Here is a 13,251-nt window from a genome sequence, read left to right as displayed (position 1 = left end):
ACCACCGTAGGCGACGAAGCCGCCAACGAGGTCTTGGTGTCGCTCGACCCCAGCGACCCGGTCGTCTTCGGCCAAGAAGGTGCCCGAGGCATCGAAGTCTCGCTGCCCGACGAAGTCACAGTCGACACGGGAACTGTCGCCGACGACGGGTCGATCGTCTACGAGGACAACGGTGCCGACGCGCACGCAGCCGTCCAAGCACTCGACGACGGCGGGGTGCGACTCCAGACCGTCCTCGAAGGACCCGACGCACCCCAGACGTACACCTACGACTTCGCATCGGACGTCTTCCCGATCGTGCTCGAGGACGGCTCGGTCGAGCTTGTCGCCGGGGTCGCCGAAGGTGCACGGATGAGCGTCGGACAGTTCGACGCCCCCTGGGCCAAGGACGCCAACGGCAGCGACGTCGAGACCTGGTACACCGCCGAGGGGAACTCGCTCGTCCAGCACGTCGTCCACGACGAAGGGTCCGCCTACCCGATCACGGCCGACCCGAAGGGCACCAGGACGTGGTGGAACACCACGCTCTACTTCAACCGCAAGGAAACCAAGCTCTTCGCGGCCGGTACAGCGTTCACCGGGACCGTCACGGCGTGGTTCCCGACGATCCCCACCCAGGTCGTTGGTCGACTGCTCCAGGTCTATGCGGGCACGTTCGGTGTCTACTTCGCCTCGGGCAAGTGCGGGAAGCTCGTGACCTACGCGCATGTCGCGAACTTCGTCCCTCAGCCCTACTCGGGTAAGGAAGCTGGAGGGTACTGCCGGTGATAGCCACGATCGCAGTCGCCGCAGCGCTCGCCCTGACCGGGTTCACGCTGACTCGGGTGGCACCCGTTGGGCCGTACGGTCGTGGCGAACGCGGCAACGCGCTGGTCATCGTGACGCAGTCCGTGCTGGGCATCGCGCTCTTGGTGGCGATGTTCTGGGGCAGCGACGGGTGGGCAGCAGCCTGGGCGTTCGCAGGATACGCAGGCGGTTCGCTGTTCGGGACCGTGTGGGCATTGATCGCACGCAGTTCGAGTGAGAGCTCGCAGTCGGTCAGCTCGTCACGGTAGGGCCAGCACGATCACGGGCGGCGGGGTTGGCAACGGCCAGCCCCGCCGCCCTCGTCATTCCCCCGCGCGCTCCTCATCGAACGGGCCGAACCCGCACCCGGGCGCTCAGTCGCGGGCCCCGCCCATCTGCTCGACACCCTCACTGCGCATCGCCGCCACCTCGGCATCCGACGTCGCGAACACGTCACGACCACCAGGCACCCCCGCCATGCTCGAGGCCCACCGATCAGCAGCGAACTCGAACGGGAACGCGACCTTCACCGCACCCAACCCCGGCCCGGCCGGATACCAGCCGTCCGTGCTGCGATGGGCCGCACCCACCTGAGAGTTCCGCTCCACCGACAGGTGCACGAACTCCGCCTGGCCGGCATGGACACGCTCGATCCCCGGCGCCAGCTTCGCGACCCTGGTCGCCGGACCCGACGGGGTACGAGAACCGGGCATCGACTCCGCGTTCCCCCACGCACCGTCGAACGGCCCCGGGAGGGCAGGAGGACGACGCGGCCGCGCGGCCGCAACCTCCACGGCCCGGGCATGGTCGGCGGCCTCCACCGCCTTGCGGACCTCGCGCGCCTGCACGGTCGTGGGCCCCAGGTGCGTGAAAGTCGCACCACCGGCACCGGTGTCGAACCGGCCCCCGGTCGCCGTGCCGGCAGGCTTACGCGGCTGAACGCTCGTCGTGTTCCATCCTTGGCCGCCAGGGCGAGCCACGCCGCACCCAGCAACTTGGACTCGTCCCGCGCCTCATTCAGGGCGGCCTTCAGCTCGGGGGCGTTGCGCCGACCCTGCGCCGCCGCGGTCGCGTGGGCGCCGTCGAGCTCGATCACCAGGTTGCGGGCACCCATCGCCCGCAAGATCGGACGCCTTCACCGCACCCTGGCCGACACCTGGGCCTACGCCCGCTTCTAAGACTCCAACGACCAACGCGACAACGCCCTACCCCACTGGCTCCACTTCTACAATCACCACCGAACCCACTCCGCAACCGGCGGCACACCCAGCAGCAGGCTCAACAACCTCCCTGGACATCACACCTAGGCTGCCGACGCGGGGCATCTCGCACTCGGGGATCGGCGCCGTGGCGTTGAAGACGAGGCACAAGAAGCGCAGGTCGTCGTTGATCCCGAACAGGGCGTGGTCGCAGTCGTCGGCCACTCGACCGTTGTGGTGGTGAAACTTGGGAACGTGCATGGCGGGGTACCTCCCGGCCATGCCCCGGACGTTGCAGCGTCGCGGGGTCTCGTGCGTCGATTTCCTCCACGCGATGCCGCAGAATGTCTAGGTGGCTACCGCATCTCGACTCCCTCGTGTCCGTGCCTCTGAACTCGTCGGCCGCGGCTGGTTGAACACCGGTGGTCAGGACGTCACGCTCGCGGACCTGCGCGGAAAGATCGTCGTCCTCGACTTCTGGACGTTCTGCTGCATCAACTGCCTGCACGTCCTCGACGAGCTGCGGGACCTCGAGGCGCGATTCGCGGACGAGCTCGTCATCATCGGCGTGCACTCCCCGAAGTTCGTTCACGAGGCAGACCCGGAGGCGCTCGCGGCCGCGGTCGAGCGGTACGAGGTCCACCACCCGGTGCTCGACGACCCCGAGCTCACCACCTGGTCGGCCTACGCCGCGAAGGCCTGGCCGACCCTCGTCGTCGTCGACCCCGAGGGGTACATCGTCTGGCAGATGGCGGGCGAGGGGCACGCGAGCGCGCTCGAGGCGCTGGTCGCCGAGCTGGTCGCGGAGCACGAAGAGAAAGGGACTCTCCACCGGGGCGACGGCCCGTACGTCGCCCCCGTTCCGACGTCGGGCACGCTGCGGTTCCCTGCCAAGGTGCTCGGTCTCCCCAACGGCAATCTGCTGGTGGCCGACGCCGGGCACCACAGCCTCGCGGAGATGGCGCCCGACGGCGAGACGCTGGTCCGGCGGATCGGTTCCGGCGAGCGCGGCCTCGTCGACGGGGCGTCCGACGTCGCCCGGTTCAGCGAGCCGAACGGGCTCTGCCTGGTCCCGGCCGACCTGCGTGCCCGCACGGGTTACGACGTGGTCGTGGCCGACACCGTGAACCACGCGCTGCGTGGGGTGAACCTCACGACCGGCACGGTCACCACCGTGGCCGGGACCGGCGAGCAGTTCATGGTCGGTGCGAGCGACAACGTCACCGGCCGCAGCGAGGTAGTGGACCTCGACGACGCCTACGGAGCGCGGTCGATCCGCCTCTCCTCACCGTGGGACGTCGAGTGGTTCCCGGCGATGGGGGCGTTCCTCGTGGCCGATGCCGGCAACCACACCCTGTGGGCGTTCGGGCGCGACCGCCTCGCCCACGTCGGCGGGACCATGAACGAGGGCCTGCTCGACGGGCGCCTCGCCGACGCCTGGTTCGCCCAGCCGTCCGGGCTCGCCGTCGGTACCGACGCGGCGCTCTGGGTCGCGGATGCCGAGACCTCCGCACTACGGCGGGTCGAGGCCGTCGAGGGAACCCCGGAGGGGACGGTGAGCACCGCCGTCGGGCAGGGGCTGTTCGACTTTGGCCACCGTGACGGCGCCGCCGACCAGGCACTCCTGCAGCACCCCCTGGGGCTGACGGTCCTGCCGGACGGGTCGGTCGTCGTCGCCGACACCTACAACGGCGCGCTGCGCCGGTTTGCGCCGTCCGACGTCGGCCCGGGCGAGGTCACGACCCTCGCCACCGACCTGGCCGAGCCGAGCGACGTCGTCGTGCTGGTCGACGGCGAGGTGTGGGCCGCCGGGACGCCGGACACGGCGGTGCTCACGGACGACGCGCGTGTCGAACTGCTCGTCGTCGAGTCTGCGGCCCACCGGCTGACCCGGATCCCGCTGCCCGCCGCGACGGCCGGCGAGGTGCTGGACGCGGGGGCGCACCGCACCCAGCGCCCGGTCACCGAGGTGGCCGCGAGCGTTCGGATCGACGTGCCGTTCGTCCCTGCGCCGAGGCAGAAGCTCGACGACAGGTTCGGGCCGTCCACCCGGCTGCGGGTCTCCGCGAGCCCGGCCGAGCTGCTGCTCGACGGCGGCGGCGACGACGCCGACCTGTCGCGCGACCTGCGGCTGGACCCCGCCGTCGGCGAGGGCGTGCTGCACGTGACCGCCCAGGCGGCCTCCTGCGACGACGACCCCGCCGTCGAGTTCCCTGCCTGCCACCTGGCCCAGCAGGACTGGGGTGTGCCGGTGCGGGTCGTCGACGGCGGGGACGCTGAGGTCAGTCTGCCGCTGCGGGGGTAGTTCGGCGGACACAGCAGGCTCTGTCGCGCTGCCTTGTACCCTTCGACGACCTGTTCGGCATCCGTCAGGACCTTGTTGAGGTCGTTGCCGTACGCGACGAGTCGGCATGGTTGCTCAAGGGCGACGAGCCCGCCGCGTTCCGGGGAGTACGGCCGCCGATCAGTTCGGTGTGCCGGTCACGGTGGACCCGACGGGCCTCCAGGTGCGGATCTACGGGCAGCGATACGCCGTCGCCGGGTTCCTCACCGGCAGTGGGGTAGTCGCGGGGCGGCGATCGTCGTCATCCCGTACCAGCGTGCGCTGTCAATGCTTGGCTCGGACGCGGACTCCACCAGGCTAGTCCGGACCGGCACCGGCGCCGGGGCCGCCGTCGGGCCCGCCCTGGGCGGTGCGATCGGAGTCGTGTCGGCCACCTACCCCGCGGTGCGCGCGGGCAGGATCAGCGCCGCCATCGCCGTCCGTGCGGACTGACCGCCAACCTTCACGGCACTTCCATGGGTCACGAGCCCGACACGGCGGTGAGTGGTCGCCGACCCGACTAGGGTGATTGGTATGGACCAAGACACCGACCGACCGCATGTGACGCTGTCGACGACATCGGTGTACCCGTGGCGCACCACCCGGGCCTTCGAGGTCGCAGCAGACCTCGGGTACGACGGGGTCGAGGTGATGGTCTGGGGCGACGAGACGACGCAGGACGCGCTCAAGCTCGAACGCCTCTCCGAGAAGCACGACATGCCGATCCGCTCGATCCACGCGCCGACGCTGCTCGTCAGCCAACGGGTCTGGGGCGGGTCCCCGGCACCCAAGCTGACCCGGACCGTCGACATGGCCGTCGAGCTCGGCGCCGGCGTCGTCGTGGTGCACCCGCCGTTCCGGTGGCAGCGCAAGTACGCGCGGGGGTTCGAGGAGCAGGTGGCCGAGCTCAACCAGCTGACCGACGTGACGCTCGCCGTCGAGAACATGTACCCCTGGCGTGGCGGCAAGCGCGAGCTCGTTGCGTACCTGCCGGGGTGGGACCCCTCCGAGCACGGGTACGACGCCGTCACCCTGGACCTCTCGCACAGCGCCGTCGCGCACCAGAACGCCATGGACCTGGTCGACGAGTTCGGTGACCGCCTGCGGCACGTGCACATGGCGGACGGGACGGGCGCGGTGATGGACGAGCACCTCGTGCCCGGGCGTGGCACCCAGCCCTGTGCTGACGTGCTGCGACGCCTGGCGCGCGAGAGCTGGACGGGTGACGTCGTGATCGAGATCGCGACGCGCAAGTGCAAGACGGACGAGGCGCGCATCGCCGACGTCGCCGAGTCGCTGGCGTTCACCCGCGAGCACCTGGCCGCCGGTGTCGCGGAGCGCGGCGCCTAGTCACTCCATGCCGGCGTCGGCCCGCCCGTGGGACACACACGGCGGTCCCCGACACTTCCCCCGCCCGGGGGATGTCGACGTCGTCCGACGCGACTAGCGTGACGGACGCGGCGCGGCAGGATCTTCGGTCGTCAGTCCGCTCCGGGCGGCGCGCGCAGACACCCCGTTGTCAGCGTCGACACGAACCTGACGAACGACGCATTCTTTGATGGGTGAGAAATGCCGATGCCAGATCGCTCGCGCTGGATCAGTCCGATGGCCTGGCTGGTCGTCGTGTCGGCCGCCTGCGGCGGCTGTTCGGCGGCCGCCGAAGATCCGAAACTCGCTCCGGTCGAGGACGTCCGAGGGTCGTACACGCTTGATCGTGAGACCGGTTCGATCACCTTCCCGGTGGACCGGTTCGGCGTCACGGCCCAGGAAGAGGCAGTGCTCGGCTCGGCGGGCTCCGTCGTCCTCGAGACGTGCGCCCGCGCGCGAGGTGTTGAGTTTCTCGCCTGGGAATCGCGGTACGTGCCCGAGTACGAGGCGTCGACCCTGTACGGGGTCTGGACGTCGTCGCTGGTGGAAAGGTTCGGATTCGTCGCGCCGATGTCGGACGCGGACCTTCGGGCGAACGGAGTGATGACGGAGAGCCCCTTGGACGTGGCGGACACCGGTGCGACAGGTCAGGCCCGAGACTGGGGTCTGATCGACCCGTCCCCGGACGCTGAGAACGTTCTCGCAGAATGTCGGGACTCCGCCGAGTTCCAGGCGGTGGACTCGGCCCAGTTCTATCGAGGCGAGGCATGGACGGTGCCCATCGCCGACGCGTCGCACGCGGTGGAGCGGTCGGCGCCCTACGAGGACCTGGCGGACGACCTGCATCGTTGTCTGCGAGACGAGGGACTGGAGCCGGACGGTCTCTCGGTCGAGGGCGCGGACCCGAGCCAGATCTCCGCCGAGCAGATCGAGCTCGCCCTGCGGGTGGTCCACTGCAAGGACGAGGTGGACTTTGTTCACCGAGCCGTCGTCGAGGTGTCGAGAGCACAGTTACCGGTCGTCGAACGCTACGAGGACGAGCTGACGGCGCATCGAGCGGCGATCGACGAGGCACTGGACCGTGCTCAGGAGGTTCTCGCTGGATCAGACCTGGGCTGATCTCCGGGCCCCGCGTCGGCCCCGCGCATGAGCGATCTCAGGCGTCGTGCTCCGGCGCCTGCTCAAGCGTCGAGCCGTCGCCGACCGGCTCGTGCCCGCCGGCCGTCGCGGCAGCCGGCGCAGACTTGCTCTGCCGCGCGAGCGCGAAGCCGGAGACGGTCAGCAGCAGGCCGGAGAACGACAGGAACACGGAGAGCGCCAGCGTGACGGTCTGGATGTCGTCGAGCGGCTTGACCAGCACCATGATGCCGAACAGCGTCCACATCAGGCCGACCGTCAGCTCCATGTCCCACTGCGGGCGCCCGGCCCGGGCGCCGCGGACGGCGGAGACGACCCCGATCACACCGGCGACGAGCGCCCAGATCGCCACGAGGCGCAGGACGATCGTGAACGTCGACTCGGGCCAGATCGCCGTCGCGATGGCGACGGCGGCGGCGACGCCACCGAGCACGTACCGCCAGTTCGACCCGTCGGTGTCGGAGGGGCGCATCCGTGCGGCCTCGATGAACAGGATCACGGCCTGCAGGGCGAAGAGCGCGACCAGGAGCCACTGGACGAGCGAGTTGCCCACGGACGGCCAGAAGTACATGACGAGACCCACGACGAGGAACAGCACGCCGCGCACGAGGGCCGTGGCCCAGACGCGTCGCGCGACGTCGAAGCTGTGCGCGCTGAGGGATTCGGTGCTCATGGTGGTGCCTTTCCGCAGGATGCCGACGGTCGCAACCTAGCGCGAGCGCGCCCCGTGTGCGCGCGGGATCGGTCGGGACGCCCGGGCCCGGATGGATAATCGATCGGGTGAACCTCCCAGACCCGCGTCCGGCCCTCGTCCTCCTCGACCTCGACGGCACCCTGACCGACTCCGCCCCGGGCATCACCGGCTCGATGCGCGCGGCGTTCGAGGAGGTCGGCCTCCCGTCACCCGACGACGCCGGGCTGCGTGCGATGGTCGGTCCGCCCCTGCTGGTGAGCCTCGCCGAGCAGGGTGTGCCCGACGACCGCGCGGACGAGGTGATCACGGCCTACCGCCGCCACTTCCGCGAGCACGGGATGCTCGGCGGGAACTCCGTGTTCGACGGGATCGACGAGGCGCTCGACCGGCTGGGCGCGGCGGGGATCCCGATGGCCGTCGCGACGTCCAAGCCACAGCGCTTCGCCCGGGAGATCGCGGAGCACTTCGGCCTCGCACGCCACTTCGTCGGCGGCGTGGACGGGGTGTTCGGGGCCGACGACGACGGCGGGCCCCGCAGCGCCAAGGCCGACGTGATCGCGCACGCGCTCGCCTCGCTCGCCGAGCGTGGCCTCGCCCCCGACGTCACGGAGATCGTCATGGTCGGCGACCGGGAGCACGACGTGAACGGGGCCAAGACCCACGGCATCCCGACCGTCGCCGTCGCGTGGGGGTACGCGGACCCGGGCGAGGTCGAGGAGGCAGGTGCGGTCGCCGTCGTGCAGAGCCCGGCCGAGCTCATGGACCTCCTGCTCGTCGAGCCTGTCGAGTCGTGATCTCGACAGGCTCGATCTGCGGTGGTTGGGCTCGATGGGTGGTGGTTGAGCCTGTCGAAACCACGATCTCGACAGGCTCGATCTGCGGTGGTTGAGCTCGTTCTGCGGTGGTTGAGCCTGTCGAAACCACGATCTCGACAGGCTCGATCTGCGGTGGTCGAGCTCGTTCTGCGGTGGTTGAGCTCGATCAGCACACTTGACGTTGACGCAGCGTCAACTTCTACCGTGGTGAGCACACGGAGAGGGGACCGAGATGATCACGCCACAGCCGCCGTCGGGCGCACACGCCGACTGGTCGATCCAGGAGGTCGCGCGCCTGGCGGGTACGACGAGCCGCACTCTGCGGCACTACGACGACGTGGGGCTGCTGCCGCCGTCGCGCGTCGCGAGCAACGGCCACCGGTACTACGACGCCCATGCGCTCGTCCGGTTGCAGCGGATTCTCCTTCTCCGTGACCTCGGGCTCGGCCTTCCGGCCCTGGCGGAGGCGCTCGCGGGTGAGGCCGACGAGGTGCGCGCACTGCGTGCGCACCTGGGCTGGCTGCGGGCGGAGCAGGACCGGTTGGCGCGGCAGATCGCGTCGGTCGCGCACACGATCGAGGAGAGGGAAGGAGGTGGTGAGCTCGTGGCGGAGGACATGCTGGACGGGTTCGACCACACGCAGCACAAGGACGAGGTCGAGGAGCGCTGGGGCAGGGAGGCCTACGCGCGCTCGAGCGACTGGTGGACGGCGAAGTCGGACGACGAGCGCGCCGCCTTCAAGGACGAGTCGCGTCGGCTGATGGCGGACTGGATCTCCCTGGCCGAGGGCGGCTTCGACCCGTCGAGCGGGGAGGCCCAGGCGGTCGCGGAGCGGCACGTCGCGTGGCTGGGCTCGGTGCCGGGCACGCCGGGCGCCGGAGGAGAGCCGGTGCCGGAGTACGTCACGGGCCTGGGGGAGATGTACGTCGCGGACCCGCGGTTCGCGAAGAACTACGGCGGGGTCGAGGGCGCGACGTTCGTGCGGGACGCGTTGGCCGTCTGGGCGCAGCGCCGGGTCTGAGTCCGTGGGCCCCGGGGTGTTCGCCGTGACGCGCACGCCCCGGGGTCGTCGCCTACCGCGTGACGCCGAACCGGGCGACGCGGGGCGGCACGCCGACGGCCCGCAGGACGAACGCCTCGGTCGCGTCGATCGCCCGGGCACGCTCGGCGGGGTCGCTCGGCAGGTGGCTGCCGGAGAGGCACGCGTTGATCAGGCGCACGGTGACGTCGACGTTCTGGTCGGGGAACTGCCGCGTGATGATCCCGGCGCGCAGGATCCGGCGCAGGATGGTCTCGACGACGATCGCGTGCTCGCGGAGCTGCATGCGGGTGCTCTTGGACAGCACCGTGCGCAGGTCCGGCCCGGGGGCGACGTGGAAGACGGTGCTGAGGTTGGCCTGCTGGCGCACGTAGGTGCGGAGCTGCTCGACCGGGTCGGTGACCTCGGACAGCGCACGCTCGAGCGTGGCGACGTACTGCTCGGTCTCGTGGGTGATGAAACCGATGAGGAGCGCTTCCTTGTCGGCGAAGTGGTTGTAGACGGCCGTGCGGCCGACGTTGGCCGCCGAGGCGATGTCGGCGAGCGAGACGGCGTCGAACCCGCGGTCGGCCATCAGGGTGGAGAGTGCCGCGAAAAGCTTGTTGCGGGTCTGCTCCCGGTGCTCCTGGAGGGACCCTCCGATGATCTTCGGCATACTGACAGCATAGGAGCGGCACGTCAGATACGCGGCATTGATCCGCGCGATGAAACTCACAGTCGGCCTATGATGTGACGAAGATGACACTCATCACTGGGGATTCGACGCAGCGGAGCGCGGGCGAGCCACTCGACCCGGCGGGCATTCGTGCGGCGTACGAGGCGTTTCTCAGCGGCGGGCGCGTCCCCGGCAGGCTCCGACCCGGGGTCGTCGCGTCGTGGAAGCGGAGCCTGCGCAGCGGGGTGAACCCTGAGTCTCCGGCGGCCGGGCTCGTCCCGGGATCTGACACGCGCGACAGCGTCGGCCCGCACCCGCTGTCCCGGGCGCTGCCGGTGGTGCGGAGCATGCTCGTCGAGGCGGCGCGCAGCGACGGCATGGTGGTGGCGCTGATGGACGACGGCGGACAGCTGTTGTGGGTCGACGGTCACCGCGGGGTGCGCGACGCCGTCGCTGACGTGGGGTTCGTCGAGGGGGCGATCTGGCGCGAGGAGTACGTCGGCACCAACGCGCCCGGGACCGCGCTCGCCACCCGCAGGCCCGTCCAGGTGCTCGGCGCGGAGCACTTCACACGGCCCGTCCAGGCGTTCAACTGTGCTGCCGCCCCGATCCACAGCCCCGACGGGCGTGTGGTGGGCATCCTGGACGTGACGGGCGGCGAACCGGCCGGGTCGAGCGTCGTGATGTCCCTGGTCCGGGCGACGGCCGAGGCGGTGGAGCGCGAGCTCGCCACCGATCCGTCCGGCGTCGACGCCTACCCGTCGCGCGCCCGCCTGGATGTGCTCGGCGACGGCGGCCGGCTGCGCACCCGCCACGGGACCACCCGGCTCGGCCCCCGGCACACCGAGATCCTGCTGCTCCTCGCCGAGCGCCCGGCCGGCCTGGGCGCCGACGAGCTGGCCGTCCTCCTGCATCCGGGAAGTCTCTCCGAGGTGGCGGTGCGGGCCGAGGTCTCCCGGCTCCGCCGCGTCGTCGGGCCACTGCTGGCCGGGTCACGTCCCTACCGGGCCGCCGCGCCGCTGCACACCGACGTCGCGGACGTGCGTGCTGCTCTCGCGTCCGGGGACGTCGCCGCGGCGCTGGCCGCGTACCCGGGTCCCGTCCTGCCGCGCTCGGTCGCCCCGGGTGTCGTCGCCATCCGGGACGAGCTGGCCGCGGAGCTGCGGGCCGCCGTGCACGCCTGCTCGGACCCGGACGTCGTGCTGCGGTGGCTCGCCACCAGCGAGGGAGGCGACGACTACGCCGGCTGGCAGCGCACCGTCGACCTCACGAGCGCGACGTCGCCCCTCGGCGTCCGTGCGCGGGCCCGCCTCGCGCTGCTGGACCGCGAGCTCGGCTCGCTCAACTGACCCACCCCTTCGCCGTTCCACCGAGACCACGGGAGAACCATGAACGCTGCAGACAGCAAGTCGTCCACCAGCACGTCCGGCCTCGAGGAGGCCGCCCGCGACCGCCTCGACAGGGCGGTCGCCGACGCCGCGGCGGGGGCGGAGGCCTGGGCCCGGATGCCACTGAGCGAGCGGACCCGGCTGATCGAGGACACGCATCGCGTGGTGCGTGACCATGCCGAGGAGTGGGCGACGACGGCGAGCGAGATCAAGCAGCTCGACCTCCTGTCGCCGCTGGTCGGCGAGGAGTGGACGTCGGGCCCGTACGCCACCCTCTCGGGCTTCGCCGCGACGGCGGAGTCGATGGCCGGGATCGTGGCGGGGCGCTCCCCGCTTTCCGGGGCGAGGTTCGGCCGTGCGCCGGGCAACCGCGTGACCGTGCCCGTGATGCCGCACGGTGCCAAGGAGGCGCTTCTGCTGCCCGGCTTCAGCGCCGAGGTGTGGCTGCAGCCGGGGGTGAGCGCCGAGGAGGCGATCGCGGAGGCGGGCCTGGGGCAGAGGACGCCGGGCCAGGGCGGCGGCGTGGGCGTCGTGCTCGGCGCCGGGAACATCACGGCGATCCCGCCGTTGGACGTGCTGTACGAGATCGTGGCGTTCAACCGGTCCGTGGTGCTCAAGCTCAACCCGATCATGGGAGGGATGCAGCCGGTGTTCGAGGCCGCACTGGAACCGTTGATCCGCGCCGGGATGCTCCGCATCGTGCAGGGTGGCGCGGCCGAGGGGTCGTACCTGGTGCAGCACCCGGGCATCGAGCACGTGCACATCACCGGCAGCGCGGCCACGCACGACGCCATCGTGTGGGGGACGGGCGACGAGCGCGAGCGGCGCAAGGAGGCGAACGAACCGCTGCTGTCGGTGCCGATCACGAGCGAGCTCGGCGGCGTCTCGCCGATCATCGTGGTGCCGGGGGAGTGGAGCGAGGAGGACCTGCGGTACCAGGCGGAGCACGTCGCCACCCAGCGGCTGCACAACAGCGGGCACAACTGCATCGCGGGCCAGGTGGTGCTGCTCAGCGAGGACTGGGATCAGCGCGAGGCGTTCCTGCACGAGCTGCGGGCGGCGCTCGAGCGTGCCCCGCGGCGGCCCGCCTGGTACCCGAGGAGCGAGGAGCGGTTCGCCGCCGCCGCCGAGACCTACCCGGACCTCGAGCGGTTCGCGGACGCGACGCGCGTGCTGGTGGAGGTCGACGCGGACAGCCCGGACGCGTCGGTGATCGAGACCACCGAGTACTTCGCCCCGATCCTCGGCGTGCTCTCCGTCCCGGGGACGGGACAGCGGTTCCTGGACGAGGCCGTGACCCGCGCCAACCGGGACCTGCTCGGCACGCTCGGGGCCAACATCATCGTGGAGCCGAAGCAGCGTCGGGCGATGGGACCGGCCTTCGACGAGTCGGTCGCGCGCCTGCGATACGGAACGATCGGGATCAACGCCTGGACCGGTCTGGGGTTCCTGACGGCGCGGGCCACCTGGGGGGCGTTCCCCGGCCACACGCTCCAGGACGTGCAGTCCGGGATCGGCGTCGTGCACAACGCGCTTCTGATCGACCGCGCCGAGCGGACCGTGGTCACGGGGCCGTTCCGTCCCTTCCCCCGCTCGGTAATGAACGGCGAGCTCGCACTCTTCCCGAAGCCGCCGTGGTTCGTCACGGCGCGCAGCGCCCGGACGACGGGTCGACTGCTCGCGGACTTCGCCGGGAACCCGTCCTGGGCGAAGTTCCCGGCGATCTTCCTCTCGGCGTTCCGGGCGTAGACGGCGTCACCCGGCTGCAACGCAGTTGCAACCCTTCACCTCCTAGCCTCGCCGTAGGCGGGTGCAACGACGCACCCCGCCCCGCGCCGTCGTCGGAC

13 protein-coding genes and 1 pseudogene are annotated in these 13,251 nt (G+C 71.0%); 11 read left to right on the top strand and 3 right to left on the bottom strand.

Annotation, left to right across the window (positions count from 1 at the left end; translation table 11 throughout):
- Positions 1 to 36: 36 nt before the first annotated feature.
- Positions 37 to 768 (top strand): hypothetical protein, encoded by a 732-nt coding sequence (locus tag BLU20_RS00365; protein ID WP_157270203.1) that lies wholly within the window; start codon positions 37 to 39, stop codon positions 766 to 768.
- On the top strand, positions 765 to 1,055 hold the full coding sequence (locus BLU20_RS00360) for a hypothetical protein (RefSeq protein ID WP_083371144.1): 291 nt from the start codon (positions 765 to 767) through the stop codon (positions 1,053 to 1,055). The genes BLU20_RS00365 and BLU20_RS00360 overlap by 4 nt, the downstream gene beginning before the upstream one ends.
- Before the next feature lie 105 nt (positions 1,056 to 1,160).
- Here BLU20_RS00360 and BLU20_RS00355 read toward each other — a convergent pair whose 3' ends face one another.
- Positions 1,161 to 1,766: a DUF7007 domain-containing protein gene (locus BLU20_RS00355; protein WP_157270201.1), complete on the bottom strand. Its 606-nt coding sequence runs from the start codon at positions 1,764 to 1,766 to the stop codon at positions 1,161 to 1,163.
- A gap of 141 nt (positions 1,767 to 1,907) precedes the next feature.
- On the opposite strand from BLU20_RS00355, the pseudogene BLU20_RS14330 reads away from it, so the two are divergent.
- The 5 genes and pseudogenes from BLU20_RS14330 to BLU20_RS00335 all read left to right on the top strand — a co-directional run.
- A pseudogene (locus BLU20_RS14330) lies at positions 1,908 to 2,093 on the top strand (integrase core domain-containing protein); the annotation flags it as partial.
- A 244-nt stretch (positions 2,094 to 2,337) separates the two neighbouring features.
- Positions 2,338 to 4,290, top strand: a complete 1,953-nt coding sequence (locus BLU20_RS00345) for a redoxin domain-containing protein (protein ID WP_083371142.1) — start codon at positions 2,338 to 2,340, stop codon at positions 4,288 to 4,290.
- A gap of 306 nt (positions 4,291 to 4,596) precedes the next feature.
- The gene (locus BLU20_RS13585) at positions 4,597 to 4,761 is read left to right on the top strand and encodes a hypothetical protein (RefSeq protein WP_157270199.1); all 165 of its coding nucleotides are present in this window, start codon (positions 4,597 to 4,599) and stop codon (positions 4,759 to 4,761) included.
- 81 nt (positions 4,762 to 4,842) lie between these two features.
- Complete coding sequence (locus BLU20_RS00340) at positions 4,843 to 5,658, top strand: sugar phosphate isomerase/epimerase family protein (RefSeq protein ID WP_083371141.1); 816 nt, start codon at positions 4,843 to 4,845, stop codon at positions 5,656 to 5,658.
- Positions 5,659 to 5,883: 225 nt separating this feature from the next.
- The gene (locus BLU20_RS00335) at positions 5,884 to 6,795 is read left to right on the top strand and encodes a hypothetical protein (protein WP_157270197.1); all 912 of its coding nucleotides are present in this window, start codon (positions 5,884 to 5,886) and stop codon (positions 6,793 to 6,795) included.
- Between the two features lie 37 nt (positions 6,796 to 6,832).
- On the opposite strand, the gene BLU20_RS00330 is transcribed toward BLU20_RS00335, so the two are convergent.
- Positions 6,833 to 7,486 (bottom strand): HdeD family acid-resistance protein, encoded by a 654-nt coding sequence (locus BLU20_RS00330; RefSeq protein WP_083371139.1) that lies wholly within the window; start codon positions 7,484 to 7,486, stop codon positions 6,833 to 6,835.
- Between the two features lie 107 nt (positions 7,487 to 7,593).
- Between BLU20_RS00330 and BLU20_RS00325 the strand changes: the two genes are divergently transcribed.
- Together BLU20_RS00325 and BLU20_RS00320 are read left to right on the top strand one after the other, a co-directional pair.
- Positions 7,594 to 8,301 carry an HAD hydrolase-like protein gene (locus BLU20_RS00325; RefSeq protein ID WP_172828961.1) on the top strand — a complete coding sequence of 236 codons (708 nt, stop codon included), beginning with the start codon at positions 7,594 to 7,596 and terminating at the stop codon, positions 8,299 to 8,301.
- Between the two features lie 253 nt (positions 8,302 to 8,554).
- Positions 8,555 to 9,343 carry a MerR family transcriptional regulator gene (locus BLU20_RS00320; protein WP_083371138.1) on the top strand — a complete coding sequence of 263 codons (789 nt, stop codon included), beginning with the start codon at positions 8,555 to 8,557 and terminating at the stop codon, positions 9,341 to 9,343.
- A 52-nt stretch (positions 9,344 to 9,395) separates the two neighbouring features.
- On the opposite strand, the gene BLU20_RS00315 is transcribed toward BLU20_RS00320, so the two are convergent.
- The gene (locus tag BLU20_RS00315) at positions 9,396 to 10,016 is read right to left on the bottom strand and encodes a TetR/AcrR family transcriptional regulator (protein WP_029251869.1); all 621 of its coding nucleotides are present in this window, start codon (positions 10,014 to 10,016) and stop codon (positions 9,396 to 9,398) included.
- Between the two features lie 83 nt (positions 10,017 to 10,099).
- Here BLU20_RS00315 and BLU20_RS00310 point away from each other — a divergent pair, with 83 nt between their 5' ends.
- Positions 10,100 to 11,365: a GAF domain-containing protein gene (locus BLU20_RS00310; RefSeq protein ID WP_083372848.1), complete on the top strand. Its 1,266-nt coding sequence runs from the start codon at positions 10,100 to 10,102 to the stop codon at positions 11,363 to 11,365.
- A 39-nt stretch (positions 11,366 to 11,404) separates the two neighbouring features.
- Entirely contained in the window at positions 11,405 to 13,153 is a 1,749-nt protein-coding gene (locus tag BLU20_RS00305) for an aldehyde dehydrogenase family protein (protein WP_083371137.1), read from the top strand.
- Positions 13,154 to 13,251 lie beyond the last annotated feature (98 nt).

Origin of the sequence: Paraoerskovia marina, assembly GCF_900105445.1 — a bacterium.
Taxonomy (GTDB): Bacteria; Actinomycetota; Actinomycetes; order Actinomycetales; family Cellulomonadaceae; genus Paraoerskovia; species Paraoerskovia marina.
This window is presented reverse-complemented; position numbering and strand designations above follow the sequence as displayed.